The sequence below is a fragment of the Pseudobutyrivibrio sp. OR37 genome (assembly GCF_900113655.1).
GTDB lineage: Bacteria > Bacillota > Clostridia > Lachnospirales > Lachnospiraceae > Pseudobutyrivibrio.
Genome location: NZ_FOQF01000010.1, coordinates 32,852 through 58,860 on the forward strand (window position 1 = coordinate 32,852; position 26,009 = coordinate 58,860).

39 protein-coding genes are annotated in these 26,009 nt (G+C 40.4%); all 39 read right to left on the reverse strand.

Annotated elements, in window-relative coordinates:
- Positions 1 to 6 precede the first annotated feature (6 nt).
- Positions 7 to 936 carry an HPr(Ser) kinase/phosphatase gene (gene hprK / locus BM097_RS06660; protein ID WP_090547228.1) on the reverse strand — a complete coding sequence of 310 codons (930 nt, stop codon included), beginning with the start codon at positions 934 to 936 and terminating at the stop codon, positions 7 to 9.
- Between the two features lie 31 nt (positions 937 to 967).
- On the reverse strand, positions 968 to 2,839 hold the full coding sequence (gene uvrC, locus BM097_RS06665) for an excinuclease ABC subunit UvrC (RefSeq protein ID WP_090547230.1): 1,872 nt from the start codon (positions 2,837 to 2,839) through the stop codon (positions 968 to 970).
- Between the two features lie 3 nt (positions 2,840 to 2,842).
- Positions 2,843 to 4,855: an ATP-dependent zinc metalloprotease FtsH gene (gene ftsH, locus BM097_RS06670; protein WP_090547232.1), complete on the reverse strand. Its 2,013-nt coding sequence runs from the start codon at positions 4,853 to 4,855 to the stop codon at positions 2,843 to 2,845.
- 148 nt (positions 4,856 to 5,003) lie between these two features.
- Complete coding sequence (locus tag BM097_RS06675) at positions 5,004 to 5,801, reverse strand: ABC transporter ATP-binding protein (RefSeq protein WP_090547235.1); 798 nt, start codon at positions 5,799 to 5,801, stop codon at positions 5,004 to 5,006.
- The gene (locus BM097_RS06680) at positions 5,794 to 6,723 is read right to left on the reverse strand and encodes an ABC transporter permease (protein WP_090547237.1); all 930 of its coding nucleotides are present in this window, start codon (positions 6,721 to 6,723) and stop codon (positions 5,794 to 5,796) included. Before BM097_RS06680 ends, BM097_RS06675 begins: the two co-directional genes overlap by 8 nt.
- 58 nt (positions 6,724 to 6,781) lie before the next feature.
- Positions 6,782 to 7,798 carry an ABC transporter substrate-binding protein gene (locus BM097_RS06685; protein ID WP_090547239.1) on the reverse strand — a complete coding sequence of 339 codons (1,017 nt, stop codon included), beginning with the start codon at positions 7,796 to 7,798 and terminating at the stop codon, positions 6,782 to 6,784.
- 95 nt (positions 7,799 to 7,893) lie between these two features.
- Positions 7,894 to 9,258 (reverse strand): MATE family efflux transporter, encoded by a 1,365-nt coding sequence (locus tag BM097_RS06690; protein WP_090547241.1) that lies wholly within the window; start codon positions 9,256 to 9,258, stop codon positions 7,894 to 7,896.
- Positions 9,259 to 9,416: 158 nt separating this feature from the next.
- Entirely contained in the window at positions 9,417 to 9,941 is a 525-nt protein-coding gene (locus BM097_RS06695; RefSeq protein ID WP_090547243.1) for a bL17 family ribosomal protein, read from the reverse strand.
- Positions 9,942 to 10,073: 132 nt separating this feature from the next.
- Entirely contained in the window at positions 10,074 to 11,033 is a 960-nt protein-coding gene (locus tag BM097_RS06700) for a DNA-directed RNA polymerase subunit alpha (protein ID WP_090547245.1), read from the reverse strand.
- Between the two features lie 157 nt (positions 11,034 to 11,190).
- A complete protein-coding gene (rpsD, locus tag BM097_RS06705) occupies positions 11,191 to 11,784 on the reverse strand; it encodes a 30S ribosomal protein S4 (RefSeq protein WP_090547246.1) in 594 nt (197 codons plus the stop codon).
- 16 nt (positions 11,785 to 11,800) lie between these two features.
- Positions 11,801 to 12,193, reverse strand: coding sequence for a 30S ribosomal protein S11 (rpsK, locus tag BM097_RS06710; protein WP_015548335.1), 393 nt, complete (start codon positions 12,191 to 12,193; stop codon positions 11,801 to 11,803).
- Positions 12,194 to 12,229: 36 nt separating this feature from the next.
- Complete coding sequence (rpsM, locus tag BM097_RS06715; RefSeq protein WP_028242186.1) at positions 12,230 to 12,598, reverse strand: 30S ribosomal protein S13; 369 nt, start codon at positions 12,596 to 12,598, stop codon at positions 12,230 to 12,232.
- Positions 12,599 to 12,805: 207 nt separating this feature from the next.
- On the reverse strand, positions 12,806 to 12,919 hold the full coding sequence (rpmJ, locus tag BM097_RS06720; RefSeq protein WP_004604068.1) for a 50S ribosomal protein L36: 114 nt from the start codon (positions 12,917 to 12,919) through the stop codon (positions 12,806 to 12,808).
- A 115-nt stretch (positions 12,920 to 13,034) separates the two neighbouring features.
- Positions 13,035 to 13,253 (reverse strand): translation initiation factor IF-1, encoded by a 219-nt coding sequence (gene infA / locus BM097_RS06725; RefSeq protein WP_015548337.1) that lies wholly within the window; start codon positions 13,251 to 13,253, stop codon positions 13,035 to 13,037.
- Positions 13,246 to 13,512, reverse strand: a complete 267-nt coding sequence (locus BM097_RS06730; RefSeq protein ID WP_090547248.1) for a KOW domain-containing RNA-binding protein — start codon at positions 13,510 to 13,512, stop codon at positions 13,246 to 13,248. The genes infA and BM097_RS06730 overlap by 8 nt, the downstream gene beginning before the upstream one ends.
- Positions 13,503 to 14,303: a type I methionyl aminopeptidase gene (gene map / locus BM097_RS06735; RefSeq protein WP_090547250.1), complete on the reverse strand. Its 801-nt coding sequence runs from the start codon at positions 14,301 to 14,303 to the stop codon at positions 13,503 to 13,505. The genes BM097_RS06730 and map overlap by 10 nt, the downstream gene beginning before the upstream one ends.
- A gap of 1 nt (position 14,304) precedes the next feature.
- Positions 14,305 to 14,949: an adenylate kinase gene (locus BM097_RS06740; RefSeq protein WP_090547253.1), complete on the reverse strand. Its 645-nt coding sequence runs from the start codon at positions 14,947 to 14,949 to the stop codon at positions 14,305 to 14,307.
- A 95-nt stretch (positions 14,950 to 15,044) separates the two neighbouring features.
- Positions 15,045 to 16,364 (reverse strand): preprotein translocase subunit SecY, encoded by a 1,320-nt coding sequence (gene secY, locus BM097_RS06745; protein ID WP_090547256.1) that lies wholly within the window; start codon positions 16,362 to 16,364, stop codon positions 15,045 to 15,047.
- Complete coding sequence (gene rplO / locus BM097_RS06750) at positions 16,364 to 16,807, reverse strand: 50S ribosomal protein L15 (protein ID WP_090547259.1); 444 nt, start codon at positions 16,805 to 16,807, stop codon at positions 16,364 to 16,366. Before rplO ends, secY begins: the two co-directional genes overlap by 1 nt.
- 17 nt (positions 16,808 to 16,824) lie before the next feature.
- On the reverse strand, positions 16,825 to 17,010 hold the full coding sequence (gene rpmD, locus BM097_RS06755) for a 50S ribosomal protein L30 (RefSeq protein WP_015548343.1): 186 nt from the start codon (positions 17,008 to 17,010) through the stop codon (positions 16,825 to 16,827).
- 13 nt (positions 17,011 to 17,023) lie between these two features.
- Positions 17,024 to 17,533, reverse strand: coding sequence for a 30S ribosomal protein S5 (gene rpsE, locus BM097_RS06760; RefSeq protein WP_090547262.1), 510 nt, complete (start codon positions 17,531 to 17,533; stop codon positions 17,024 to 17,026).
- An 11-nt stretch (positions 17,534 to 17,544) separates the two neighbouring features.
- Complete coding sequence (rplR, locus tag BM097_RS06765; protein WP_090547264.1) at positions 17,545 to 17,913, reverse strand: 50S ribosomal protein L18; 369 nt, start codon at positions 17,911 to 17,913, stop codon at positions 17,545 to 17,547.
- Positions 17,914 to 17,931: 18 nt separating this feature from the next.
- Positions 17,932 to 18,471, reverse strand: coding sequence for a 50S ribosomal protein L6 (gene rplF, locus BM097_RS06770; protein ID WP_090547267.1), 540 nt, complete (start codon positions 18,469 to 18,471; stop codon positions 17,932 to 17,934).
- Between the two features lie 86 nt (positions 18,472 to 18,557).
- Positions 18,558 to 18,959 (reverse strand): 30S ribosomal protein S8, encoded by a 402-nt coding sequence (rpsH, locus tag BM097_RS06775; RefSeq protein WP_028234420.1) that lies wholly within the window; start codon positions 18,957 to 18,959, stop codon positions 18,558 to 18,560.
- A 41-nt stretch (positions 18,960 to 19,000) separates the two neighbouring features.
- Positions 19,001 to 19,186, reverse strand: a complete 186-nt coding sequence (locus tag BM097_RS06780) for a type Z 30S ribosomal protein S14 (RefSeq protein WP_028242194.1) — start codon at positions 19,184 to 19,186, stop codon at positions 19,001 to 19,003.
- Positions 19,187 to 19,196: 10 nt separating this feature from the next.
- Positions 19,197 to 19,742, reverse strand: coding sequence for a 50S ribosomal protein L5 (gene rplE, locus BM097_RS06785; protein WP_028242195.1), 546 nt, complete (start codon positions 19,740 to 19,742; stop codon positions 19,197 to 19,199).
- Between the two features lie 22 nt (positions 19,743 to 19,764).
- Positions 19,765 to 20,076: a 50S ribosomal protein L24 gene (gene rplX / locus BM097_RS06790; RefSeq protein ID WP_090547270.1), complete on the reverse strand. Its 312-nt coding sequence runs from the start codon at positions 20,074 to 20,076 to the stop codon at positions 19,765 to 19,767.
- A 13-nt stretch (positions 20,077 to 20,089) separates the two neighbouring features.
- Positions 20,090 to 20,458 carry a 50S ribosomal protein L14 gene (gene rplN, locus BM097_RS06795; RefSeq protein ID WP_015548350.1) on the reverse strand — a complete coding sequence of 123 codons (369 nt, stop codon included), beginning with the start codon at positions 20,456 to 20,458 and terminating at the stop codon, positions 20,090 to 20,092.
- An 18-nt stretch (positions 20,459 to 20,476) separates the two neighbouring features.
- A complete protein-coding gene (gene rpsQ / locus BM097_RS06800) occupies positions 20,477 to 20,731 on the reverse strand; it encodes a 30S ribosomal protein S17 (RefSeq protein ID WP_028234423.1) in 255 nt (84 codons plus the stop codon).
- Between the two features lie 40 nt (positions 20,732 to 20,771).
- A complete protein-coding gene (rpmC, locus tag BM097_RS06805; RefSeq protein WP_015548351.1) occupies positions 20,772 to 20,978 on the reverse strand; it encodes a 50S ribosomal protein L29 in 207 nt (68 codons plus the stop codon).
- Positions 20,978 to 21,406: a 50S ribosomal protein L16 gene (rplP, locus tag BM097_RS06810; protein ID WP_028234424.1), complete on the reverse strand. Its 429-nt coding sequence runs from the start codon at positions 21,404 to 21,406 to the stop codon at positions 20,978 to 20,980. The genes rpmC and rplP overlap by 1 nt, the downstream gene beginning before the upstream one ends.
- A gap of 1 nt (position 21,407) precedes the next feature.
- Entirely contained in the window at positions 21,408 to 22,067 is a 660-nt protein-coding gene (gene rpsC / locus BM097_RS06815; protein WP_028234425.1) for a 30S ribosomal protein S3, read from the reverse strand.
- A gap of 11 nt (positions 22,068 to 22,078) precedes the next feature.
- Positions 22,079 to 22,468, reverse strand: a complete 390-nt coding sequence (gene rplV, locus BM097_RS06820) for a 50S ribosomal protein L22 (protein ID WP_036947839.1) — start codon at positions 22,466 to 22,468, stop codon at positions 22,079 to 22,081.
- Positions 22,469 to 22,490: 22 nt separating this feature from the next.
- On the reverse strand, positions 22,491 to 22,772 hold the full coding sequence (gene rpsS / locus BM097_RS06825) for a 30S ribosomal protein S19 (RefSeq protein WP_028242197.1): 282 nt from the start codon (positions 22,770 to 22,772) through the stop codon (positions 22,491 to 22,493).
- Positions 22,773 to 22,783: 11 nt separating this feature from the next.
- Positions 22,784 to 23,626 (reverse strand): 50S ribosomal protein L2, encoded by an 843-nt coding sequence (rplB, locus tag BM097_RS06830; RefSeq protein WP_044938688.1) that lies wholly within the window; start codon positions 23,624 to 23,626, stop codon positions 22,784 to 22,786.
- 81 nt (positions 23,627 to 23,707) lie between these two features.
- Complete coding sequence (gene rplW / locus BM097_RS06835; RefSeq protein WP_028248325.1) at positions 23,708 to 24,007, reverse strand: 50S ribosomal protein L23; 300 nt, start codon at positions 24,005 to 24,007, stop codon at positions 23,708 to 23,710.
- A complete protein-coding gene (rplD, locus tag BM097_RS06840; RefSeq protein WP_090547273.1) occupies positions 24,007 to 24,627 on the reverse strand; it encodes a 50S ribosomal protein L4 in 621 nt (206 codons plus the stop codon). The genes rplW and rplD overlap by 1 nt, the downstream gene beginning before the upstream one ends.
- A 29-nt stretch (positions 24,628 to 24,656) precedes the next feature.
- Positions 24,657 to 25,340 (reverse strand): 50S ribosomal protein L3, encoded by a 684-nt coding sequence (gene rplC / locus BM097_RS06845; protein ID WP_090420869.1) that lies wholly within the window; start codon positions 25,338 to 25,340, stop codon positions 24,657 to 24,659.
- Between the two features lie 165 nt (positions 25,341 to 25,505).
- Positions 25,506 to 25,817: a 30S ribosomal protein S10 gene (gene rpsJ, locus BM097_RS06850; RefSeq protein ID WP_015548360.1), complete on the reverse strand. Its 312-nt coding sequence runs from the start codon at positions 25,815 to 25,817 to the stop codon at positions 25,506 to 25,508.
- Between the last annotated feature and the right edge of the window lie 192 nt (positions 25,818 to 26,009).

Consider the following 26,009-nt stretch of genomic DNA (forward strand, 5'->3'; position numbering starts at 1 on the left):
CTCCTGTTAACCATTTATATTATTTTGAACTCGTCTATATAGCTCCTCTGCCGCATTATATCCCATCTTCTTCTGACGATGGTTAACTGCTGCAGCTTCGCAAATGATAGCGAGATTTCGTCCTGGTCTGATAGGTAATGAATGACATGTAACATCGATACCAAGGATATTCATGTATTCATCTGTCATACCTAAGCGGTCATATTCTTTTTCCTTTGACCAATCTTCAAGCTTGATTACTAAATCAATTCTCTGCTCGTCCTTTACAGCCTCAACACCATAAAGAGACTTAACATCGATAATACCAATACCTCTAAGCTCAATCAAGTACTGAGTGATAGAAGGTGCTCTACCATATAATCTTTCGTTGTTTGGACGACGGATTTCAACCACATCGTCAGATACAAGTCTGTGGCCTCTTCTGATAAGCTCAAGTGCTGCCTCAGATTTACCAATACCTGACTCACCTGTGATAAGAAGACCTTCACCGTAAACATCCACCAAAACACCGTGAATTGTTGTATATGGGGCGAAATCCATGTTAAGAGAATAAATGAGTGCTGACATAAACTCTGATGTAGCACGATCAGTACCAAGTACAGGGATGCCTGCCTTGGCAGCTTCTTGTAATATAACATCCTCTGGCTTTTCGTCTCTACAATAAATCACACAAGGAATATCATAAGAGAAAAGCTTTGCAAAACTCTCCGCTTTTTCTTCATCAGTCTTTTTTGACAAATATGCAGTTTCAACGTTTCCGATTACCTGAATACGGCTTGGCTCGAAATGTTCATAGAAACCGTGTAGCTGAAGAGCAGGTCTGTTAACATCAGCAACTGTGACCTTTTTCTCCTCCAAGTTTAAGTCTGGAGTGTAATTTGTAAGATTAAATCTTTCTTTTACTGTATCCACTGTGACAAATTTGTTTGCTGCCATAAAAACCTCCTCTTTCTATTAAAATCTTTACCTATTGTACTTCATTTTCCGTTGAATTAATAGGGTGAAAGTAATTGTATACATTTTCTGCTGCCTCTTTTGACATAGCCTCAGTGTCCATTAAATCTTCGATTGAGGCCTGCGCCATTTTTTCTGCAGAAACATATTTTTTCATAAGGGCTTTTCTACGTTTTGGGCCGATTCCAGGAATATCATCTAAGAAGCTGTGTACCTGGCCTTTGCTGCGAAGACTTCTGTGATATTCGATGGCGAATCTATGGGCCTCATCCTGAAGCCTGGTGATAAGCTGAAAACCCTCGGAATGAGTATCTATTGGAAGCTCCATATCCTTGTAATAAAGGCCTCTGGTTCTATGGTGGTCATCCTTTACCATACCTGCGATTGGGATATGAAGGCCTAATTCTGCCATAACCTGCTGTGCAATATGCACCTGACCCTTGCCACCATCCATCATGATAATGTCAGGGAATTTGGTGAAGCTGTCCTCTATCACCCCACCGTTTTCCTCTAGCTCCTCGATACCGTGCGAAAAACGCCTTGTAAGGACCTCATGCATAGATGCATAATCATTTGGACCTTCTACAGTTTTAATCTTGAATTTGCGGTAATCTGAGCGTTTAGGCTTGCCTTTCTCAAAGACAACCATCGAGCCTACCGACTGGAAGCCAGAAATATTGGAAATATCGTAAGCCTCCATTCTACTTGCCCCTGGCAGATTAAGAAGGTCGGCGATTTCCTTCATGGCGCCGATTGTTCTGCCTTCTTCTTTTTTGATTTTCTCTCTATCCTGGTCAAGCACCATCTGAGCATTTTTAGCGGCAAGCTCTACAAGCTTGTGCTTGGTGCCGGCCTTTGGTGCCTTTAGATATACTCTGGCTCCCTTTTTGCTGGTAAGCCAGGTCTCTATCAGATTGGCTTCTGCCATATCAAATTGAACAAATATTTCTCTTGGAATGAAAGGTGTTCCCGTGTAGTAATCCTTCAGGAAATATTCCAGTAAATCCTCATCTGTATCATCTACTCGGACATTAATAAAGAAATGCTCGCGACCTATCATCTTGCCACCACGGATAAAGAACACCTGAACTACCGCATCCTCCTTGCCCTTTGCCATAGCAATGATATCTCTGTCCTCGCCATCCAGCTGTGTGGCCTTTTGTCGTCCTGCACAGGCCTTTACAGATTCAATCAAATCCCTGTAGATGGCAGCCTTTTCAAAATCCATATCCTCAGATGCTTTTAGCATCTTTTCCTTAAGGTCTTTTATGGTGTCGAAATAATCTCCGTTTAAAAAGTCGATTACCTTATCTACGTTTTTACGATACTCCTCCTGTGGCACATTTCCCTGACAAGGACCAAGACATTGACCGATGTGATAATTAAGGCATGGTCTGGTTTTTCCAAAATTCTCTGGAAGCTTTTGATTGCAGGTACGAATTTTATAAAGCTTTCGAACCAAATCGATGGTATCGTGAACAGCACCTGCCGATGTGAATGGGCCAAAAAATTTGCTGCCATTCTTTTTCATCCTTCTGGAAAACAGCACCCTAGGATAGGCTTCTGTGACGGTGACCTCAATGTATGGGTAGGTCTTGTCATCACGTAGCATTGTGTTGTATTTAGGACGATATTCCTTAATTAAATTACATTCTAAAATAAGAGCCTCAAGCTCAGAATCTGTGACAATAAATTCGAAGTAATCGATATTTGCCACCATCTGCTTTTTCTTGAGTCCCTCATCGTGACTAGGCTGAAAATACTGTCGCACTCTATGGCGAAGGGACAGCGCTTTTCCTACATATATGATTTCATCGTTTTTCCCGTGCATTAGATAAACTCCCGGTTGGTCCGGGAGTTTACTAAGATCTTCTTCAGTTACCATAAATTACTCATCAAAAATGTTATCAGTTACTACATTGTTTGGATCATCTAGAAGACTGCTACCAGCTTCAAAGAAATCTGATTTATCATCCTTCTTTTCATCAGGCTCAGGGATTCCCTTAATCTCTCTAAAGATTTTCATGAATTCCTTACCTGTAATTGTTTCGTGTTCAAACAGATAATCTGAAATCTTATCTAAGCTTTCCATATTCTCTGTAAGAAGTTCTTTTGCCTTTGCGTAAGCATCTGTAATCATAGCAAGAACTTCGTCATCAATCTGAGCTGCTGTGTTCTCACCACAGATAAGGGATGCTCTGCCGTCCAAATACTGGCTCTCAACAGTAGCAAGCCCCATCATACCGAACTTATCTGACATACCAAAGCGAGTAACCATTGCTCTGGCAATCTTTGTAGCCTGCTCGATATCATTAGCTGCGCCTGATGTGTATGTGCCGAACTTGATATCCTCGGCAGCACGTCCACCCATGTAAGTCACTATCTTGGCAATAAGCTCGTCCTTTGTTTCAAGGAACTTCTCCTCCTCTGGAGTCTGAAGTGTGTAACCAAGCGCACCCATGGTACGTGGAACAATTGTAATCTTCTGAACTGGCTCTGCATCCTTCTGAAGAGCTGATACAAGAGCGTGACCAACCTCGTGATAAGAAACGATTTTGCGTTCCTTTTCACTCATGGCTCTGTCCTTCTTTTCCTTGCCACCTACGGCAACAAGCTCGAAGGCTTCAAATAAATCCTTCTGTGTAACGTATTTTCTCTTTGCCTTAACAGCGAGGATAGCTGCTTCGTTAATGATATTGGCAAGGTCTGAACCTACAAGGCCAACTGATGCAAGTGCAAGTGCATCCAAATCAACAGATTCATCCATCTTAACATCCTTTGAATGTACCTTAAGGATTTCAAGACGGCCCTTCTGATCCGGCTTATCAACGATGATACGTCTATCGAAACGACCTGGTCTAAGAAGTGCCTTATCAAGTACTTCTGGTCTGTTTGTAGCTGCAAGAATAAGAAGACCCTTATTAGAATCAAATCCGTCCATCTCTGAAAGGAGCTGATTAAGTGTCTGCTCACGCTCATCGTTTCCGCCGCCGTAATGAGCATCACGGCTCTTACCGATGGCATCAATCTCATCGATGAATACGATACAAGGTGCTACCTTCTGTGCCTCCTTGAAAAGGTCACGTACACGTGATGCACCAACACCAACGAACATCTCTACGAAATCTGAACCTGCAAGTGAGAAGAATGGAACTCCTGCCTCACCAGCAACTGCCTTTGCAAGAAGTGTCTTACCTGTTCCTGGAGGGCCTACTAAAAGAGCACCCTTTGGAAGCTTAGCACCGATTTCAGTGTATTTCTTAGGATTGTGCAAGAAATCTACCATCTCCTGAACAGATTCCTTTGCCTCATCCTGACCTGCTACATCCTTGAAGGTGATACCTGTAGAACGCTCCATGTTGTAAAGCTTGGCATTTGATTTGCCAACACCCATAGGGCCGCCGCCCATCTTTTTCATGAAGAAGCCTAAAAGTACCCAAAGCAATACCAGTGGCAATACAAATGACAAAATATTATAAATTATCGCTGCTGTAGAATCTGAAATTGTTCCATCGATATCCACCTTGTGGGATTTTAAAAGTGGAAGCAATTCATCATCTCTAATGTATGCAGTGTATAGCTTTGTCTGCTGTGTTTGGCCAGCGCTTTCATAAAACTGCTTTAATTTCTTTTCTTCCTCTTTGGACAAGCCATAGGTTTCGCCCTCATTCAAAGTGATATTTATCACATCATCCTTGAAATTAACCTCTGCAACCTTATCCTCCTCAACCAAAGTTAAGAATTCAGTGTATGTAATCTCCTGATTAGGCGAGGTTCTAGCCCCCTTATACATCATACTGGTAAAAAATAACGCTACCAATACTAATATTCCTAATGTATAAAAAGGCTGACGATTATTCTTCTTGTCTCCACCATTTTGATTATTATTATTTTCGTTCACATCTGCCTCCGATTAAACTAAAATTTCATATTCTAATTTATCATAAATGGCCGAAAAAGTAATGGTTTTAATAAAAATTTTATACATATAAATAAAGATTCCTGCTTTCTAGAAAAACAAGAATCTTTATTATTAAAAACTTAGTAATTTACTTTGATAATATCTCGGTGTCATTGGTGAACTCTGTACCAGAAACCTCTTCAAATTTATGAAGTAAATCCTCGATGGTAAGATTTTTCTTTTCCTCACCACTAATATTTAGGATTACTCGGCCTTCATTCATCATAATAAGTCGATTTCCATAATTAATGGCATCACGCATATTGTGGGTTACCATCATAGCTGTAAGGTTGTGCTCTTTAATCAACATGTCTGTAATTTCAAGCACCTTTGCTGCAGTCTTTGGATCAAGAGCGGCGGTATGCTCATCCAAAAGCAATAGCTTTGGCTTTTGAATGGTAGCCATAAGAAGAGTCAATGCCTGTCTTTGTCCACCAGAAAGCAAACCTACCTTGGCAGTGAGTCTATCCTCAAGGCCCAAATCAAGCTCTTTTAGCATCTCGTGGTATTTAGCCCTCTCACTCTTTGTCACGCCCCAGCCTAAGCCTCTAAGCTTACCTCTTCGGGCTGCTAAGGCCATATTTTCATCTATCTGCATATTTGCAGCGGTTCCTGTCATTGGATCCTGGAATACTCGGCCCAAATATTTTGCACGCTTGTGTTCCGGAAGACCTGTAACATCTATTCCATCGATTTCGATTTTTCCACCATCTACAGGCCAAACTCCTGCAACTGCGTTAAGGAATGTGGATTTACCTGCACCATTTCCACCAATTACTGTGCAAAACTCGCCTTCTTGAAGGTTAAGGGTGGCGCCGTTCAGTGCAACCTTTTCATTTATTGTACCTGGATTGAAGGTCTTTTGTAGGTTGAAAGCATTAAGCATTGTTCTGACCTCCTCTCTTTGCAGCCTTTTTAAAGGAGCTGTTTACTTTGCCCTTCAGATATGGAACTGCAAGGAATATAGCAACGATAATAGCTGTAAATAGTTTCATGTCGTTTGCTGGCATCTTCAGCCATAGTACGATTGCTATAAAGATGTAATAAAGGATTCCGCCCAATACTACAAAACCTAGTGACAAGGCGAAATTGGATTTTTTCTTAAATAAAGCTTGGCACAATACATCACCAATGATGATAGATGCAAGGCCAATTACAATCGCGCCTCGGCCCATATTAACATCAGCGTTACCATTGAACTGTGCAAATAACGCGCCTGAAAAAGCAACGATTGCATTTGATATAACAAGTCCAAAGGCCTTCATCACATTGACGCTGATACCCTGAGCTTTTGCCATCGCTGGATTTGTACCAGTAGCTCTAAGGGCACTACCCATTTCTGTTCCAAAATACCAATACATGACAGCAATTATAATGACAGCAATCACAAGAACTGTAATCAGCGCATCATTCTTATATCTTAGGGATACGGCTAAGTTGTATTTATCAACCGATATTGGTGTGTTTGGTTGATTGTTCGCTATTCGCAAGTTTATAGAATATAAGGCAAGCTGAGTCAAAATACCTGCCAAAATATCAGGTATGCCAAAAACAGTGTGTAGCACACCTGTAATCAGCCCTGCCAATGCCCCTGCAATAAAGGCTAATAGTAATGCCAAGCCCCATGAGTGACCTGATATAATTACCATCGCAGCAACCGCTCCTCCAGTAGCGAAGGAACCATCCACCGACAAATCTGCGAAATTCAATAATTTAAATGTAATGTAAATTCCTAATGCCATAATTCCGTAAATAATTCCCTGTGCAACGGTACCCGGCATTCCTGCTATTAATGTTTCAATCCCCATTTTAAACTCCAAAGAGCAAGGCCGAAGCGACCTTGCCCCAATTATTTTTATTTTCTAGTTAGTCCATTTCAATTGCTACATAATCATCTGGCAATGTAATGCCAAGCGCTTCAGCAATCTTTGGATTATATTCCTTTGTAAATTCAGTAGCATATTGAATATCAAATGTAGCTGGATCCTTTCCATTTACAAGGATTTCGTAAGCCATAAGGCCTGCGTTATATCCTATATCGTAATAAGAAATGGAAAGTGTAGCTAAACCACATCCTTTACAAATTCCTTCTTCACCTGCGATAATTGGTACCTTCGCTGTTACTGCTATGTTGTTGATTGTCTCGGCTGCATTTGCTGCAACATTATCTGTAGGTACATAAAGTACATCGCTAGAACCACATGCTGACTGTACTACTGTTCCTACATCTGCTGAATCAGCAAATGTGTAATCTGTTACATGGTATCCATAGCCTTCAAGATATTCAGTAATCTTCTTAGCCTGATATAATGAATTCTTCTCACCTGAGCAATAAATCAAGCCTACTTCCTTAGCATCTGGGAATAAATCATGTAACATTTCTGCCTGTCCATCCAGCGGAGCCAAATCAGATGTACCTGTTACGTTTACACCTGTTGCTCCATTCCAATCCTCAATGTCTAGTGCTGTTGCATAATCAGTGATTGATGTTGCAACTATTGGAATAGAATTTGTTGCTGTTTCGCTGGCCTGAAGTGCTGGTGTAGCATTTGCCATAATCAAATCAACATTATCTGATACGAATGTATTTGCAATTGTTGCACATGTTGCGTTATCGCCTGAAGCATTTTCTAATGTGATGTTAACGTTGGCGCCCAGCTTCTCCTCTAATGCATCAGTAAAACCTTCTGTTGCTGTATCGAGAGCAGGATGCTGTACCAGCTGAATAATACCTACATTATAGACTTTTGCATCATCATTTGTTTCGGTAGTCTCTTCTGTGCTCGCTGTAGCAGCTTCTTTTTCTTTCGCGGCGTCTGTTCCGCATGCCACAAGTGACATCGCAAGTGTCAAAGCTATAATCGAATTTATTACTTTCTTCATAGCGACCCCTCCTAGTTTATTTAATGTGTACACTTTAGCACTTTTATCTGCTAAAGTCAAACAGTATTATTTAAGGAGTCCGAAGACTCCTTAGTTTATAAATGATGTATGTATTCTCCATTAAACTTTTTATCAAGCTTATTACAGCAATAGTATAGTCCCGGCACTAAAAAGATTACGGCAAATAGCCATGCCACCGGGCTGGCCCAAATCGCCCCCTTGAAGCCAATCATAGGAACGAAGGTAAATGCGACCAAAATTCTGGCTATCATTTCCATTACACCTGAATATATAGCGAAGGTTGAAAATCCCATTCCCTGTATAGCAAACCTGAAGATATTTACTCCAGCAAGCAGGGTGTAGGTTATACCATTTGCTAGTAAAAACATCATAGCTTGTTCAATTACAATATCTGTTGAGGTAAATAATCGCAATATATATCTACCAGCAAAAACTAGTACCACAAAAATAAATATAGCATAGATTGTTCCGATAAGTTGTGCTGTCCATACACCCTTTTTAACTCTTGGAATATTTTTCGCACCCACATTTTGACCTGCGTAAGTTGCCATGGTACCACCAAGAGCATCAAAAGGGCATACCACAAACATCGAAACCTTTGCACCAGCTGTCATTGATGCTACTGCTATTGTACCCAGGCCATTTACAGCTGTCTGCAATATAACCGAACCAATTGCGGTAATGGAATACTGTAACCCAAATGGAATTCCCATAGATATTAATACCTGACTATGATGCTTTCCAAGCTTCAAATCTTCCTTCTTTAATTTTAGAATTGGGAATTTTTTCTTCATGTAAATCAAACAACTGCAGCCAGCTATGAACTGAGAGATAACTGTTGCAAGGGCTGGTCCATCAACGCTCATTCCCAATAGTATAATAAAAACAATATCTAAAACTACATTTATTCCTGCTGCCATTATAAGGAAATATGTAGGTGTCTTGCTGTCTCCCAAGGAACGCATTATTCCGGCAGTGAGATTATATAAAAAGGTAACTGGTATACCAAAAAATATAATAGATATATAGGAATATGCTAAATCTAAAATATCAGTTGGAGTCTGCATAATAATAAGTATTTGATAGCAGAAAATACTCACAACAGTTGTTATAACAACAGCAAAGATTGCAGACATCACAATAGAATTTCCCACAAATTTACGCATGGAGTCATAAGATTCTGCTCCAAATCTTTGTGCAACTGGTATGGCAAAGCCTGAACATATACCCATGCAAAAACCGTTAATTAAAAAGTTTATGGACCCAGTTGATCCAACAGCAGCAAGCGCACTGTCTCCCAAAGTTTGCCCAACAATTATTGTATCCACCAAATTATACATCTGCTGAAACAGTAATCCTGCAAGCATAGGAATAGAAAAGCCAAGAATTAAGCCTAGAGGATTCCCCTCTGTCATTTTCTTTGTTTTATCAGCTGCCATAATATACCCTCATAATCTTTCTTCTTATGTCCTAATATTACATCAGATTTTATAATAATGATAGTGTAATATTTTTAGATTATACTAAATTATTTTGGGATAATGTATAAACTCAAAAAAAGAGCTAAGACAAATGTCTTAGCTCTAATCAGCTATAATTAAACTAACTCAAGAACAACTTCCATAGCTGCATCGCCCTTACGTGGTCCGATCTTTACGATACGTGTGTAACCACCCTTGCGATCAACATACTTTGGAGCGATCTCATCAAATACGAAGTTAGCCATGTCAACCTTATGTGTTTCGCTCTTCTTTGCACCCTTAGCTGTAGGTGTGTAAAGAACCTGCATCATCTGACGACGAGCGTGAAGTCTTGAAGGAGAATCCTTCTTAATCTTCTTATCTACTGTATCATATACAGTAACCTTCTTGCCATCAACTACTTCCTTAACTCTCTTACCATCTTTGTCCTTACGAGCAACCTTAGCCTGAACTGTAACTTCTTCGAAGTTATCCTTTTCCTTAACGCCAAGTGTAATGATGTGCTCTGCAAGCTTTCTTACTTCCTTAGCCTTAGCTTCAGTTGTAACGATCTTGCCGTGATAAAGAAGCTCAGTTACCTGATTTCTTAAAAGAGCCTTTCTCTGTGATGATGTTCTGCTTAATTTTCTGTACTTTGCCATTTTGCTTTCCTCCTTAAAACATGCCGCAGGTGCTCATCGGTCTTACCCCGCAACTCTGGTGATGGAAAGTATACACGGATGTGCTCATCGGTCTTATCTTCCATGCATTATTTCCTGGTTATAACTTAAAAACTAGTCTTCAAGCATTCTGAGTGAAAGACCAAGTTCACTAAGTTTCTGTTCTACTTCTTCCATAGACTTGCGACCAAGGTTACGTACCTTCATCATATCCTCTGGGGACTTATCGCAAAGTTCTGCTACTGTATTGATACCAGCTCTCTTTAAGCAGTTGTATGAACGAACTGAAAGCTCAAGCTCATCAATGCTCATTTCAAGAGTCTTACCTGTTGTATCATCAGGCTTATCAGCGATAACGCTGAGATCCTGTGCAGCATCTGAAAGATTAACAAAAAGATTTAAATGCTCGCTGAGTACCTTTGCTGCCATTGATACAGCCTCATCAGGACCCATTGTGCCGTTTGTATATACATCAAGTGTAAGCTTATCATAATCAGTAACCTGGCCTACACGTGTGTCTTCAACAGTCATATTTACACGCTCAACTGGTGTGTAAATTGAATCTACAGCAATCTTACCAATTGGTGTGTCAGGTGTCTTGTTCTTATCAGCAGATACATATCCACGATTCTTTGTGATTGTAAGCTCCATGTAAAGCTTGCAGTCATTTCCACCATTAAGATGAGCGATAACAAGATCTGGATTGATAATCTCAATATCAGAATCAACCTGAATATCAGCTGCTGTAACTACGCCTTCACCCTCGAACTCAATGTATGCTGTCTTTGGCTCATCAGAACTACTATTGTTTCTAATAGCCAACTCCTTAATATTCATAACGATTTCAGTAACATCTTCCTTAACTCCAGGAATAGCACTGAACTCATGAAGGACGCCTTCAATCTTAATCTGGCTAACTGCAGCACCTGGCAGAGACGAAAGCATAATTCTACGAAGTGAATTACCAAGTGTTATACCATATCCTCTTTCAAGAGGTTCAACAACGAATCTGCCGTATTTTTTGTCCTCAGAAATCTCTGCGATTTCAATATTTGGGTTTTCAAAATTTAACACTACATTGCCTCCTTAAAATATTTAATAGACTCTAAAAAACAGAATATTTGACAATATTCTGTATCTTTGCTTACTGCCGCATAGTAAAATTGTAACAAATCGCACTTATACAAGCAAGCTTGTATAAGTGCTTTTTGTAAACTTTCACTAAATTTTATTATTTTGAATATAACTCGACGATAAGCATCTCGTCTACAGGAACATCAATCTGCTCTCTATTAGGAAGCTCTTTAACTGTACCCTTAAGGTTCTCAGCATCAACCTCAACCCACTCAGGAGTTGTTCTACCAGCTGTAACCTCTGTAATATCCTTAAATCTCTGAATGCTCTTTGACTTCTCGCGAACTTCGATAACGTCTCCAGCCTTCACAAGATATGAAGGAATATTTACTGGCTTACCGTTTACAAGGAACATCTTGTGATCTACAACCTGACGAGCTTCTCTTCTTGTACGAGCGAATCCCATACGGAATACTACGTTATCAAGACGGCTCTCAAGCATAGTCATAAGGTTTTCACCTGTCATGCCCTTCATACGATCTGCCTTCTCATAATAATTACGGAAAGGCTTCTCAAGTACGCCATAGATAAACTTAGCCTTCTGCTTCTCCTGAAGCTGAAGAGCGTACTCAGACTTCTTTCCTCTTCCTCTATTCTTTTGTCTGTGTGACTTCTTATCATATCCTAAAAATGTAGGATCTAAATCAAGAGATCTACATCTTTTAAGAACTGGTGTCTTATTAACTGCCATTAGATTTCCCTCCTAATTAGACTCTTCTACGCTTTGGTGGACGACATCCGTTATGTGGAACTGGAGTAACATCCTTGATTGTAAGAACCTGAACGCCGTTTGCATCGATTGCTCTGATTGCAGCTTCACGTCCTGAACCTGGTCCCTTTACGAATACATCTACACTCTTTAAACCGTGAACTAATGCAGCCTTAACTGCAGTCTCAGCTGCCATCTGAGCAGCATAAGGAGTAGATTTCCTTGAACCTCTAAATCCTAGACCACCAGCACTTGCCCATGAAAGAGCATTACCCTGAGCATCTGTAATAGTAACGATAGTATTATTGAAAGATGCCTGAACATGTACCTGTCCGTGTTCAACGTTTTTCTTTACACGCTTTTTTGTTGTCTTCTTTGCAACTTTAGCCATAATTAAACTAACCTACTTTCTTTCTATTAAATATAATTACTTCTTCTTATTTGCTACTGTACGCTTTGGACCCTTGCGAGTACGAGCGTTTGTCTTAGTCTTCTGTCCACGAACAGGAAGACCCTTTCTATGACGGATTCCTCTATAGCATCCGATTTCCTGAAGTCTCTTGATATCAAGGGCAACTTCTCTTCTAAGATCACCTTCTACAGTCATTGTCTCATCGATAACTGTGCTGATTTTCTTTACTTCATCGTCAGTTAAATCCTTAACACGTGTGCTAGGATCAACACCAGCTGCCTCAAGAATCTTGTTTGAGCTTACTCTACCAATTCCGTATATGTAAGTTAAACCAATTTCAATTCTCTTGTCTCTTGGTAAATCTACACCTGCAATACGAGCCATGTGTGTTTACACCTCCATAAAAATTCTACTTTAATTAATAACGATACGAGTAATACAGCTCCGATCGCTCGGCCTGAAATGTGTGTATCCCCATATCTGGAACATATTGGCCTCGGTATGATAGGCCTATTTATTATGAACAGCCTAAATTAGATACTCTTTAGACTGCAGCCGCACATAATAAAATGCTTCATAAACAATGTCAAATTAACCCTGACGCTGCTTATGCTTTGGGTTTTCGCAGATAATACGAATGCTACCCTTTCTTTTGATGACCTTGCACTTCTCGCACATAGGCTTTACAGAAGATCTTACTTTCACAATGTTCCTCCTTTCCATGCCCTTTTTTCAAAGGTTGTGGTCAATCTTATTTGAACATTCTAAAAACGTCCGCTTAATAGTATAGCGACCGTTTTAATGTATGTCAACACATTTTTTATTTATCTCTCCAAATAATTCTTCCCTTAGAAAGATCATATGGACTCATTTCAATTGTTACCTTATCACCAGGTAATATTCTAATGTAGTTCTGTCTAAGCTTACCACTGATGTGAGCAAGAATCTGATGACCATTTTCAAGCTCTACCTTAAACATTGCGTTTGGAAGCTTCTCAACAACTACTCCTTCTACTTCGATAACATCTGCCTTAGACATTTCCGTTCCTCCTATTATAACTTTTAAGAATTCTTTTAATTTTGACATCATCTAGTGTTTCAAGGGAACCAACCTCTTCAAGCACTTCTGATGGAATATTTTTTATAAGCTGTAAATGAATTTTCTTTTTCTTTTTAGGCTTTGATATTGTTTTTGTAGTGCCATTGGCAAGGAAAAGATATATATCTTCTTCTGTTAGGACTACATAAACTTGATTCTTATCATGCCCAGCTTTAGATTTTGCTAAAATCAAATCCATTTATTTCCCTCCGGGTTAGCAAGTTCTGTTGGTGTTAGAGTAAGAATCTCTGGAGCACCATCTGTAATTACGATTGTGTTTTCATAATGTGCTGAAAGCGACTCATCCATCGTAACAACAGTCCATTCATCATCCATCCATGCAACATCAGGACTACCTGCATTTATCATAGGCTCAACAGCTAAAGTCATGCCAGCCTTAAGCAAAGGTCCTCTTCTAAATGGACGCTTAAAATTAGGAATTTCTGGTGCTTCATGAAGACTTGTTCCAATTCCATGGCCAACCAAATCTCTTACAACACCATATCCAAAACTCTCTGCATAAGAACCAATAGCACCTGATATATCGTAAAGACGATTTCCAGCAGTTGCATATTTCATGCCTTGGAAAAAAGATTGGCGAGTTCTTTCTATAAGAAGCTTTGCCTCCTTACTTATCTCTCCAACAGGTACTGTTCTTGCTGCATCTGAATGATACCCTTTGTATAAAACCCCTGTATCAAGACTAACGATGTCTCCGTTTACCAGTATATGGTCATCTGTTGGAATACCATGAACTACCTCATCATTAACAGAAACACATACACTTGCTGGATATCCATATAATCCCTTGAAGTTTGGCTCACAACCAAAGCTCCTTATTACTTCTTCGCCAAGCTTATCCACATCTAATGTGGACATACCTTCGTGAATCTCTTTAGCGAGTGTCTCATGGACTTGAGCAAGGATTTTACCAGCTTCTCGCATTAATTGAATTTCTTCTTCAGTTTTAATAGTAATAACTTCTGACATCTTAAGCTCCTAATATAGAAGTGATATCCTCAAATACCTTTTCCATCTCTTGTGTACCATCAACAGATTTAAGAATACCCTTTTTGCTGTAGTACTCAATTAATGGCTGTGTCTGATCATGATAAACATCAAGTCTCTTCTTAACTGTTTCTGGCTTATCATCATCTCTTAACACAAGTTGGCTACCACATGTATCACAAACGCCTTCCTTCTTAGGTGGAATAGAAACGATATGATAAGTAGCACCGCAATTTAAGCATGCTCTACGACCTGACATTCTGTTGATGATATTCTCATCAGGAACATCTACATCTATAGCATAATCCATAGCCTGGCCAATCTTTGTTAAAGCTGCATCAAGTGCTTCTGCCTGTGGAATTGTTCTTGGGAATCCATCTAATACAAATCCGTTTTTTGCATCATCTTGTGCAATGCGGTCCATTACAAGATCACATGTAAGTTCATCTGGAACAAGCAAACCTTGATCCATGTATTCCTTTGCTTTCTTGCCAAGCTCTGTACCGTTTTTAATGTTAGCGCGGAATATATCACCTGTAGAAATGTGAGGGATAGAATACTTTGAAGCTATCTGCTTAGCCTGAGTTCCTTTGCCTGCACCAGGTGCACCTAACATAATAATCTTCATAAATAAACCCTCCTGCGTGTTAATTTAAATAAAGATATATTTAAGCACATTAAGAGATACGCAATATGCGTATCTCTCTAAAGTGCTAATGATTATTAGTCATTTAAAAATCCCTTGTAATTACGTACCATCATCTGAGATTCAACCTGCTTTATTGTCTCAACGATAACACCAACAATAATGATGATTGATGTACCACCAAATGAAACACTTGCTCCAAGTAAACCATTAAAGATGATTGGAAGTAAAGCCACTATTGAAAGACCTATTGCTCCAATAAATATTACATGTCTTAATATAGCTGTAAGATAATCGGATGTAGGCTTTCCAGGTCTAATACCTGGAATAAATCCTCCTGAGCGCTTTAAGTTTTCTGCAATCTCCAAAGGATTAAAGGTTATCTCTGTATAGAAATATGCAAATCCAATGATAAGCAATACATATACAAGAGCACCGATTGAATAAATCCAGTTTGCTGGGCTGAACCAGTTAGACTGATTCATTCCATTAAGAATCTTGCCCCAGAATCCCTGGACACCATCCTTGTCAAATAGCTGAACAAGCATAATTGGTGTCTGAAGTAATGACTGTGCAAAGATTACTGGAATAACACCAGCTGTATTAACCTTCATTGGGATAACTGATGAGTTTCCACCCACCTGTCTTCTTCCCTGAATTTTATTTGAATACTGTACTGGAATTCTACGTTCTGCGCTTTGTAGAATAACTACAAATACTACTAAAGCTACGATAATTGCTGCAATAATAATTGCTGCAAGTGTTGCTTTTGGAACTGACTTTCCAGCCATATACTGCTCATAGAGCTTTGTTAAATCTGCAGGAATACGGCTAATAATATTGATAGTAAGAACTATTGAAATACCATTTCCGATACCCTTTTCAGTAATTCTCTCACCGATCCACATAAGTACTGCAGAACCAGCTGTAAGAGAAGCTACTACAAGCACATAATTAATGTATGGAACTGAATAAGATACTAAGTATCCGCTTCGTCCAAATCCAATTGCCATAGCAATTGATTCACCTAACGCCAACGCTATTGTAAGATAACGAGTAATCTGCGTCATCTTCTTTCTGCCTTGCTCGCCATCACGCTGCATCTCTTCTAATTTAGGAAAGGCAATTGTGAGCAACTGCATTATGATAGAAGATGTAATGTATGGTGTAATATTGAGTGCAAAAACAGACATAGCTGAAAATGAACCACCAGTGATTGAATCAAAGAAATTCAAAGCACTGTCGCTATTCTCAAATAAACTTGCAAATGCACTACCATTGATGCCAGGCACAGGAAGTAAACTTCCTAGCCTAACAACAATAAGCATTATAAATGTAAAACCAATTCGTCTTCTTAAATCTTTTATTTTGAAAGCATCGCGTAGTGTCTGAAACATTAGATCACCTCTACTGTTCCGCCTAAGGCTTCAATTTTCTCCTTTGCGCTAGCGCTGAATGCATTTGCCTGCACATTGAGCTTCTTTGTAAGCTCACCACCGCCAAGGATCTTAACGCCATCACGCGCATTCTTAATGATACCGCTTTCGATAAGTGTATCAACAGTTACAGTAGCACCATTATCAAATCTCTCTAAGTAAGAAACATTGATACCAACGATTTCCTTTGTATTTCTATTCTTGAAACCACGCTTAGGAAGACGTCTGTATAAAGGCATCTGTCCACCTTCGAATCCAAGTCTAATGCTTCCGCCTGAACGAGCCTTCTGTCCCTTATGACCCTTACCAGCAGTCTTGCCATTACCTGAACCATGTCCACGGCCTCTTCTGAAATTATCGCTATGCTTTGAGCCTTCTGCTGGCTGTAAGTTAGATAAATCCATTATGGCACCTCCTTCTATTAAATTTCTTCAACTTTTACTAAGTGATTGACCATTCTAAGCATTCCGCGAACGCTGTCGTTGTCAGGAAGCTCAACAGTCTTATTGACCTTTCTAAGGCCAAGTGCTTCTACAGTCTTCTTGTTCTTAGGAACAGCACCGATTGTAGACTTTACGAGTGTTACTCTTAACTTCTTCTCTGCCATTTATCTTTCCTCCTTAAGCAAGAATGTCTTCAACCTTCTTGCCACGAGCCTTAGCTACTTCTTCAGGTGACTTAAGAAGCTTAAGTCCTTCGATAGTAGCAAGTACAACGTTCTGCTTATTTGATGATCCAAGTGACTTTGTACGGATATTTCCGATACCTGCAAGCTCACATACGGCACGTGCTGGACCACCAGCGATGATACCAGTACCTTCTGGAGCCTTCTTAAGAAGTACAGAAGCGCCTGTGTGCTTTCCTTGAATATCGTGTGTGATACTGTGGTTGTTATCAAGCTTAACTGTAATAAGCTTCTTCATAGCATCTTCCTTACCCTTGCGGATAGCTTCTGGAATTTCAGCTGCCTTGCCAAGTCCAGCGCCAACGTGTCCGTTCTTATCGCCTACTACAACAAGAGCTGTGAAACGCATGTTACGTCCACCCTTAACAACCTTAGTTACACGCTTAATTTCTACAACCTGCTCAGTTAACTCTAACTGGCTAGCGTCAATGATTTCACGTTTCATGTGTTCTCCTCCTAGAATTCTAATCCAGCTTCTCTAGCTGCATCTGCTAAAGCTGCAACCTTGCCGGCATAAATGTAACCACCTCTGTCGAAAACGACTTCCTTGATTCCCTTTTCCTGTGCCTTCTTTGCAATAACTGTACCAAGCTTTGTAGCAGCTTCTACGTTATTTGTCTTAGCAAGATCTGCCTTAACGTCAGCGTCAAGAGTAGATGCTGAAACGAGTGTATTTCCACATGTATCATCAATAACCTGAACATACATGTGATTGTTGCTTCTGAACACTGCAAGACGTGGTCTTTCTGCTGTACCGGCTAGAGTGTTACGAAGTCTTCTATGCTTTGTCTGGCGAATTATTGATCTAGATTTCTTACTTACCATTTTACATTCACTCCTTTACTATTTCTTACCGGTCTTACCGACTTTACGTCTAATAACTTCATCAGAGTACTTAATACCCTTACCCTTGTATGGCTCAGGTCTTCTCTTATCTCTGATGTTGGCAGCGTACTGACCAACCTTTTCCTTGTCGATACCCTTGATGATAATTTTATTTCCGTCAACTGTTGACTCAACACCCTCTGGATCTTCCATCTCAACTGGATGAGAGTAACCAAGGTTAAGAGTAAGCTTCTTACCAGCCTTTGATGCTCTGTAACCTACACCGTTAACTTCAAGAGTCTTCTCATAGCCTGTTGTAACACCAACAACCATGTTGTTGATAAGTGTTCTTGTAAGACCGTGTAAAGACTTCATCTTCTTTAAATCATTAGGTCTTGTAACAACAACTTCTGCACCCTCGAGCTTAATATCCATCTCAGATGGAAGAGTTCTCTCAAGAGTACCCTTAGGACCTTTTACAGTCACATGATTATTTTCTGCAATCTCAACTGTAACACCAGCTGGAACTGCGATTGGCATTCTTCCTATACGTGACATGCCCGTACCTCCTTAAAATATGATGTATGTCCGGCTTCTATAACCGGGTTATACTTTTAGGTAATTAGTTACTTGTTTGGATATGATTACCAAACGTATGCAAGAACTTCGCCACCAACCTGAAGCTTACGAGCTTCCTTATCTGTGATGATGCCCTTGTTTGTTGAAAGGATAGCGATACCAAGTCCACCTAAAACGTATGGGATATCGTCCTTACCAGCATAAATACGAAGACCTGGCTTAGAAATTCTCTTAATACCAGAAATAATCTTCTCGTTCTTGTTTGCACCGTACTTTAATGTAACACGGATATCCTTGAAGTTACCATTATCAACGATGTCGTACTTTGTGATAAATCCTTCATCTACAAGAATGTCTGCAATTGCAACCTTCATCTTTGATGCAGGAACATCTACTGTATCATGTTTTGCAGTATTAGCATTACGGATTCTTGTAAGCATATCTGCTATTGGATCACTCATTGTCATGATGCAATTTCCTCCTAATTTTCAATCTGTGCTCGCTTAAATTACCATGAAGCTTTCTTAACGCCAGGAATCTGTCCCTTGTAAGCTAATTCACGGAAACATACTCTACAAATACCATACTTTCTAAGGTATGCATGTGGACGACCGCAGATTTTGCAACGACTGTACTCTTGTGTAGAGAACTTTGCTTTGCGCTGCTGCTTAACTTTCATTGACTTCTTTGCCATAACTTTCCTCCTATGCTTCCTTAGCGAAAGGCATGTTGAATAAACGAAGTAATTCTCTAGCCTCTTCATCTGTCTTAGCTGTAGTTACGAAGATGATATCCATACCACGAGTCTTATCAATCTTATCGTACTCGATCTCTGGGAAGATGATCTGCTCCTTAATACCAAGGGCATAGTTTCCTCTACCATCGAATGAATTAGGATTTACACCTCTAAAGTCACGTACACGAGGGAGTGCAAGATTGATGAGACGATCTGCGAACTCATACATCTTTTCTCCACGAAGTGTAGTCTTACAACCAATTGCCATACCTTCACGAATCTTGAAGTTAGCAACTGAGTTCTTTGCCTTTGTTGTAACTGCCTTCTGGCCTGTAATCATTTCCATATCCTTGACTGCAGACTCAAGAAGCTTTGCATTGTCCTTTGCTTCGCCAACACCCATGTTGACTACGATCTTGTCGATCTTAGGAACTTCCATAATATTCTTGTATCCAAACTTCTCAACCATTGCTGGTACGATCTCATTAAGATACTGATCTTTTAATCTACTCAACGAACTGTTCTCCTTTCTTCAATTAGTCAATCACTTCGCCAGTCTTCTTAGCGAAACGGACTTTCTTATCTCCGTCCATCTTAAAACCAACACGTGTAGGCTGACCCTTGTGAAGTAACATAACATTTGAAGCATCGATAGGAGCTTCCTGCTCGATGATACCACCTGCCTGGTTAGCCATGCTAGGCTTAACATGACGCTTAACCATGTTAACACCTTCAACTGTAACGGTGTTATTCTTCTTATCTACAGCGATAACTTTACCTTCGTTCTTTACATCGCCACCGGCAATGACACGAACTGTATCGCCCTTTTTAATTTTCATTGTTGCCATTCTACTCTTCCTCCTACAATACTTCTGGAGCGAGAGAAACAATCTTCATGAACTGCTTCTCACGAAGCTCTCTAGCTACAGGTCCAAAAATACGAGTTCCTCTTGGAGTCTTGTCATCTTTGATGATGACTGCAGCATTTTCATCAAACTTGATATAAGAACCATCTTTACGACGGGCACCTTTAACTGAACGAACAACTACTGCCTTAACAACGTCACCCTTCTTTACAACGCCACCTGGTGTTGCATCTTTAACGGTAGCAGTAATTACGTCGCCGATATTGGCATATCTTCTTGTAGATCCACCCATAACACGGATAACAAGGATTTCCTTTGCTCCTGTATTATCGGCTACCTTTAATCTACTTTCCTGTTGTACCATTATAGTAGCCTCCTTTAATTATTTTGCTCTTTCGATTACTTCTACAAGTCTCCATCTCTTATCCTTAGAGAGTGGTCTTGTCTCCATAACCTTTACAGTATCTCCGATGTGAGCGTCGCCGTTCTCATCGTGAGCCTTAAGCTTATATGTCTTCTTAACGATCTTGTTGTAAAGTGGATGCTTTACATTGTCACGGATTGCAACAACGATTGTCTTATCCATCTTGTCGCTTACAACAACACCTGTACGTGTTTTTCTTAAGTTTCTTTCCACGTCTTTGTTCTCCTTTCAAATAGTTAAGATCCAAAACTAATTATGCGTTCTTCTCAGCTTCTGTGATAACAGTCTGAATACGAGCGATGTTACGACGAACCTCACGGATTCTTGCTGTATTGTCTAACTGATTTGTAGCATTCTGGAATCTTAAGTTGAAAAGTTCTTTCTTAGCTTCTACGAGCTGAGCATTAAGCTCTGCTACTGAAGTGTTCTTTAAATCTTCTACGTACTTTGTATTCTTCATTATGCTTCACCGCCTTCTAAATCCTCACGGGAAACTATCTTGCACTTGCAAGGAAGTTTATGTGTAGCGAGACGAAGTGCTTCTCTAGCAACTTCCTCAGATACTCCTGAGATCTCGAATAATACACGGCCCGGCTTAACAACAGCTACCCAATATTCAAGTGTACCCTTTCCTGAACCCATTCGAGTTTCAGCAGGCTTTGCAGTAACTGGCTTGTCTGGGAAAATCTTGATCCAAACTTTACCACCACGCTTAATGTAACGTGTCATAGCGATACGAGCTGCTTCGATCTGGTTAGACTTGATCCAAGCTGGCTCCATTGCAACGATACCATACTCACCGTATGAAATCTTGTTTCCTCTTGAAGCTTTACCAGCCATGTTTCCACGGAACTGTTTTCTATGCTTCGCTCTCTTTGGCATTAACATATTATTCGGCTCCTCCTTCCACATTCTTCTTCTTTGGAAGTACTTCACCCTTATAGATCCATACCTTTACGCCAACCTTACCATAAGTAGTGTCAGCCTCAGCGAATCCATAATCAATATCAGCACGGAGTGTCTGAAGTGGAATAGTACCTTCGTTGTAAGACTCGCTACGTGCCATATCAGCACCACCAAGACGTCCTGAACAGCTTGTCTTGATACCCTTGATGCCAGTCTTCATTGCTCTTGACATGCAAGACTTCATTGCTCTACGGAAAGATACACGGTTCTCAAGCTGACCTGCAATGTTCTCAGCAACAAGCTGTGCATCACGATCTGGTCTCTTGATTTCCTTGATATCTACAACAAGCTTATCGCTTGTCTGCTTCTGGAGCTCTGTCTTAATCTTGTCGATTTCAGCGCCGCCCTTACCGATAACTACGCCAGGCTTTGCTGTATAAACTGTAACCTTAACTCTACCAGCAGCACGCTCGATTTCGATCTTTGAAACGCCTGCAGCATAAAGCTTCTTCTTAAGAAATTTTCTGATATTATAGTCTTCAACTAAGTAGTCTGAGAAGTTCTCGCCCTCAGCATACCACTTAGAATCCCAGTCCTTAATAACACCGACTCTTAAGCCATGAGGATTAACTTTCTGTCCCATGTTTTGCCTCCTTAATTTTTCTGATCAAGCACAACTGTGATGTGGCTCATTCTCTTCTCGATTCTGTAAGCTCTACCCTGTGCTCTTGGTCTGATTCTCTTCATTGTAGGTCCCTTGTTTGCGTAGCACTCAGCTACAACAAGATCCTTACGATCTAAGCCGTTATTGTTCTCAGCGTTTGCAATAGCAGACTTAAGTAATTTCTCTATTACACTTGAAGCGTATCTTGGATTGTACATTACGATAGCAAGTGCTGTATCAACATCCTTACCACGAATGGCATCAAGTACGAAACAAGCCTTCTGTACTGACATTCTAGCATAAGATAACTTTGCTGAAGGTCTTGTATCCTTTACATCGTTTCTCTCACGTTTAATTTGAGATCTATGTCCCTTAGCCATGATTAAAACTCCTTTCTGTTAATTAGCGTACCTTTGACTTCTTTTCGTCCTTACCGTGACCTCTGTAGGTTCTAGTAGCAACGAACTCACCAAGCTTATGTCCAACCATGTCTTCTGTGACATATACTGGAACGTGCTTTCTTCCGTCATGTACTGCAATTGTATGTCCAACCATCTGTGGGAAGATTGTAGAACGACGTGACCATGTCTTGATAACTGACTTGTCGCCGTTTGCGTTCATAGCGTCAACCTTCTTTAATAAGCTTGCATCAGCAAATGGTCCTTTTTTTAATGAACGTGCCATGTGTATCCTCCTTACTTGATTGCTCTACCATCGCGTCTTCTTACGATGAGCTTGTTAGACTGCTTATGTTTCTTTCTAGTCTTGAGACCAAGAGCAGGCTTGCCCCAAGGTGTACATGGGCCTGGACGTCCGATAGGAGCGCGGCCCTCACCACCACCATGTGGATGGTCATTAGGGTTCATAACAGAACCACGAACTGTAGGTCTGATACCCATGTGTCTCTTACGACCAGCTTTACCAATCTTAACAAGGTTGTGATCACCGTTACCGATAACACCGATAGATGCGCGGCAGTTAAGAGGTACCATTCTCATTTCGCCTGAAGGAAGACGAAGTGTTGCATACTTTCCTTCCTTAGCCATGAGCTGAGCTGAGTTACCAGCTGAACGAACAAGCTGTCCGCCACGACCTGGATAAAGCTCGATATTGTGAATAAGTGTACCAACTGGGATCTTCTCAAGTGGTAAGCAGTTACCAACTCTAACTTCAGCGTCAGCACCGTTCATAACTGTCATGCCGTCTGTAAGACCAGCTGGAGCAAGGATGTAAGCCTTCTCACCATCTGCGTAGCAGATAAGAGCGATGTTAGCTGTTCTGTTTGGATCGTACTCGATACCAATAACCTTTGCAGGAATTCCATCCTTATTTCTCTTGAAATCGATAAGTCTATATTTCTGTCTGTTACCGCCACCGTGATGTCTAACGGTAATCTTACCCTGATTGTTACGACCAGCGTGCTTCTTTAATGAAACAACAAGTGACTTCTCTGGAGATGTCTTTGTAATCTCAGCGAAATCTGAACCAGTCATATTTCTTCTAGAAGGTGTATATGGGTTATATGTCTTAATTCCCATTTTTGTTCTCCTTTCATGTACTCGTTTATTATCGCGCTCGACTGCGCATACACTAATTTACTCTTGCCTTTAGGCTATATTTTAAAGACCTGAGAAAATTTCGATATCTTTGCTATCAGCTGTAAGCTGTACGATAGCCTTCTTTGTCTTTGCTGTCTTTCCGTAAGTCATTCCACGTCTCTTTGTCTTGCCATCAGCGTTCATTGTGTTAACTGAAGCAACCTTTACTCCGTCGAACATCTTCTCAACAGCTTCCTTAATCATAGTCTTGTTAGCTTCTGGATGAACTAAGAATGTGTACTTCTTCTCAGCCATAGCGTTCATTGACTTCTCTGTGATTACAGGCTTTAGGATTACGTCATAATATTGTACATTTGCCATTATGCATATACCTCCTGAATCTGATCTACAGCAGCCTTTGTAACAACTACTGTGTTGTACTTAAGGATGTCATAAACGTTGATTGTGTTTGTAAGAGCTGTCTTTACTGTAGGAATGTTCTTTGCAGACATAACTACGTTCTTGTCATTTGTATCAAGAACTACAAGTGCCTTTTCAACGTTAAGGTTTGTAAGAACCTTTGCAAAATCCTTTGTCTTAATCTCATTTAACTTAAGCTCGTCAACAACGATAAACTTGTTCTCGTTAACTGCAGAAGTGAGAACTGACTTAAGAGCTGCTCTCTTTTCCTTCTTATTGAGCTTAAATGAATAATCTCTTGGTGTTGGAGCGAATACAACGCCACCACCTGTCCACTGTGGAGATCTTGTAGAACCCTGTCTTGCATGACCTGTTCCCTTCTGTCTCCAAGGTTTTCTACCACCACCAGAAACCTCAGAACGTGTCTTAGCTTTCTGTGTTCCCTGACGGTTATTTGCAAGCTGCTGGACAACTGCCATGTGAACTAAATGCTCGTTAATCTCAACTGCGAAGATGCTGTCGTTAAGATCCATGGTGCCAACTTCTTTGCCTTCCATATTGTATACGGATACTTTAGCCATCGCTAAGCTCCTCCTTTCCTATCGTAAGATTACTTTCCTGCTTTAACTGACTCTTTGATTGTTACAAGAGACTTCTTTGGTCCTGGAACAGCACCCTTTACTAAAAGCAGATTGTTTTCAACATCAACACGTACAATTTCAAGATTCTGAATTGTAACTCGTGTTCCGCCCATCTGACCAGGCATTCCCTTGCCCTTGAATACACGGCTAGGTGATGAACAAGCACCATTTGAACCCTGATGTCTGTGGAACTTAGAACCGTGAGCCATAGGACCTCTGTGCTGACCTAATCTCTTGATAGCGCCCTGGAATCCTTTACCCTTTGATGTAGCTGTTGCATCAACCTTGTCACCAGCTTCAAAGATATCAGCTTTGATTTCCTGAGCAAGTGCATAATCTGCACAATTGTCAAATCTGAACTCTCTAACGAATCTCTTTGGCTCAACACCAGCCTTATCGAAGTGACCCTTCTCTGGCTTGTTTACGCCATTACGATGAATGATTTCTTTGCGTCCGTTTGCATCTTTATTAACAAGCTTAACCTTCTTGTCGATAAAGCCAACCTGAACTGCATCGTAACCGTCGTTCTCTACTGTTTTGATCTGTGTAACAACACAAGGACCAGCAGAAAGTACAGTTACAGGAATAAGCTCGCCGCCTTCATTGAAGACCTGAGTCATTCCGACCTTTGTAGCTAAAATAGCTTTCTTCATGTTTCTTACCTCCATTTTCTACAGCGGAACGCTTCTTGCCCAAAACTATGGGGTAGCGGAACCGTTCATCCTAGAACAGTGTCATATAAGTGGAACTAGATAAGAAATCTAAGTTGCTTCTATATAAAACCATCTTGGATGTTTACAAAATTTGTTTGAACTCAATTACTTGTTCTTGATGCTGATTTCAACACCTGCTGGCATTTCTAACTTAGAAAGTGCTTCAACAGTCTTCTGTGTTGGATCGATGACATCAATCAATCTCTTATGAGTTCTCTGCTCGAACTGCTCACGAGAGTCTTTGTACTTATGTACAGCTCTAAGAATAGTAACAACTTCCTTCTTTGTTGGAAGAGGTACAGGACCACTAACCTGGGCTCCGTTCTTCTTAACAGTCTCGATGATTTTCTTGGCAGATGAATCTACTAACTCATGATCATAAGCCTTGAGTGTGATTCTCATAACTTGATTTGCCATAAAAAAAGTCTCCTCCTTTTTCGTTTTTCTTACTTCTGAAAAATCGAACAAGTGGCGACTGTACACTTACCCGTGTGTTTCATGCTTCAACTTTTAAAAAGTGAACCAAGTTCTCACACGTCGTCTCCGCAAAGCGGACGGTTTTCTGTTGTACAGTGACTTGTCGTCAGTTTCCTAACTTGACATTCGCTC

Bases quoted from the DNA above. Each gene is read 5' to 3' on its own strand.
- BM097_RS06680 (WP_090547237.1), bottom strand. From the start codon at position 6,723: ATGGGGATTGAAACATTAATAGCAGGAATGCCGGGTACCGTTGCACAG.
- BM097_RS06695 (WP_090547243.1), bottom strand. From the start codon at position 9,941: ATGGCAAAGTACAGAAAATTAAGCAGAACATCATCACAGAGAAAGGCT.
- rpmD (WP_015548343.1), bottom strand. From the start codon at position 17,010: ATGGCAGAGAAGAAGTTAAGAGTAACACTCGTAAAGTCTACAATCGGT.
- rplW (WP_028248325.1), bottom strand. From the start codon at position 24,007: ATGGCAAATGTACAATATTATGACGTAATCCTAAAGCCTGTAATCACA.
- rplX (WP_090547270.1), bottom strand. From the start codon at position 20,076: ATGGCAACAATGAAAATTAAAAAGGGCGATACAGTTCGTGTCATTGCC.
- rpsH (WP_028234420.1), bottom strand. From the start codon at position 18,959: ATGACAATGAGTGATCCAATAGCAGATATGCTTACAAGAATCCGTAAT.
- rplD (WP_090547273.1), bottom strand. From the start codon at position 24,627: ATGGCTAAAGTATCCGTATACAATATGGAAGGCAAAGAAGTTGGCACC.
- BM097_RS06675 (WP_090547235.1), bottom strand. From the start codon at position 5,801: ATGCTTAATGCTTTCAACCTACAAAAGACCTTCAATCCAGGTACAATA.
- rplB (WP_044938688.1), bottom strand. From the start codon at position 23,626: ATGGGAATTAAGACATATAACCCATATACACCTTCTAGAAGAAATATG.
- rpsD (WP_090547246.1), bottom strand. From the start codon at position 11,784: ATGGCAGTTAATAAGACACCAGTTCTTAAAAGATGTAGATCTCTTGAT.
- rpsS (WP_028242197.1), bottom strand. From the start codon at position 22,772: ATGGCACGTTCATTAAAAAAAGGACCATTTGCTGATGCAAGCTTATTA.
- BM097_RS06740 (WP_090547253.1), bottom strand. From the start codon at position 14,949: ATGAAGATTATTATGTTAGGTGCACCTGGTGCAGGCAAAGGAACTCAG.
- rplP (WP_028234424.1), bottom strand. From the start codon at position 21,406: ATGTTAATGCCAAAGAGAGCGAAGCATAGAAAACAGTTCCGTGGAAAC.
- map (WP_090547250.1), bottom strand. From the start codon at position 14,303: ATGTCAGAAGTTATTACTATTAAAACTGAAGAAGAAATTCAATTAATG.
- rpsM (WP_028242186.1), bottom strand. From the start codon at position 12,598: ATGGCTCGTATTGCAGGTGTAGATTTACCAAGAGACAAGAGAATTGAA.
- uvrC (WP_090547230.1), bottom strand. From the start codon at position 2,839: ATGGTAACTGAAGAAGATCTTAGTAAACTCCCGGACCAACCGGGAGTT.
- hprK (WP_090547228.1), bottom strand. From the start codon at position 936: ATGGCAGCAAACAAATTTGTCACAGTGGATACAGTAAAAGAAAGATTT.
- rpsE (WP_090547262.1), bottom strand. From the start codon at position 17,533: ATGAAACGTGAAATCATTGACGCTAGCCAGTTAGAGTTAACTGAGCAG.
- rplR (WP_090547264.1), bottom strand. From the start codon at position 17,913: ATGGTAAGTAAGAAATCTAGATCAATAATTCGCCAGACAAAGCATAGA.
- rplF (WP_090547267.1), bottom strand. From the start codon at position 18,471: ATGTCACGTATAGGAAGAATGCCAATCGCAGTTCCAGCTGGTGTTACA.
- BM097_RS06730 (WP_090547248.1), bottom strand. From the start codon at position 13,512: ATGGATTTGATTTTAGCAAAATCTAAAGCTGGGCATGATAAGAATCAA.
- rpmC (WP_015548351.1), bottom strand. From the start codon at position 20,978: ATGAAGAATACAAAGTACGTAGAAGATTTAAAGAACACTTCAGTAGCA.
- rpsC (WP_028234425.1), bottom strand. From the start codon at position 22,067: ATGGGACAGAAAGTTAATCCTCATGGCTTAAGAGTCGGTGTTATTAAG.
- infA (WP_015548337.1), bottom strand. From the start codon at position 13,253: ATGTCTAAGGCAGATGTTATCGAAGTAGAAGGAGTAGTTGTTGAGAAG.
- secY (WP_090547256.1), bottom strand. From the start codon at position 16,364: ATGTTTCAGACACTACGCGATGCTTTCAAAATAAAAGATTTAAGAAGA.
- rplC (WP_090420869.1), bottom strand. From the start codon at position 25,340: ATGAAGAAAGCTATTTTAGCTACAAAGGTCGGAATGACTCAGGTCTTC.
- rplN (WP_015548350.1), bottom strand. From the start codon at position 20,458: ATGGTACAACAGGAAAGTAGATTAAAGGTAGCCGATAATACAGGAGCA.
- rpsK (WP_015548335.1), bottom strand. From the start codon at position 12,193: ATGGCTAAAGTTGCAAAGAAGACAACAAAAAAGCGTGTAAAGAAAAAC.
- rplV (WP_036947839.1), bottom strand. From the start codon at position 22,468: ATGGCTAAGGGACATAGATCTCAAATTAAACGTGAGAGAAACGATGTA.
- rplO (WP_090547259.1), bottom strand. From the start codon at position 16,807: ATGGATTTATCTAACTTACAGCCAGCAGAAGGCTCAAAGCATAGCGAT.
- BM097_RS06685 (WP_090547239.1), bottom strand. From the start codon at position 7,798: ATGAAGAAAGTAATAAATTCGATTATAGCTTTGACACTTGCGATGTCA.
- BM097_RS06780 (WP_028242194.1), bottom strand. From the start codon at position 19,186: ATGGCAAAGAAGTCAATGAAAGTTAAGCAGCAGCGCAAAGCAAAGTTC.
- rpsJ (WP_015548360.1), bottom strand. From the start codon at position 25,817: ATGGCAAATCAAGTTATGAGAATCACACTCAAGGCTTATGATCATGAG.
- BM097_RS06690 (WP_090547241.1), bottom strand. From the start codon at position 9,258: ATGGCAGCTGATAAAACAAAGAAAATGACAGAGGGGAATCCTCTAGGC.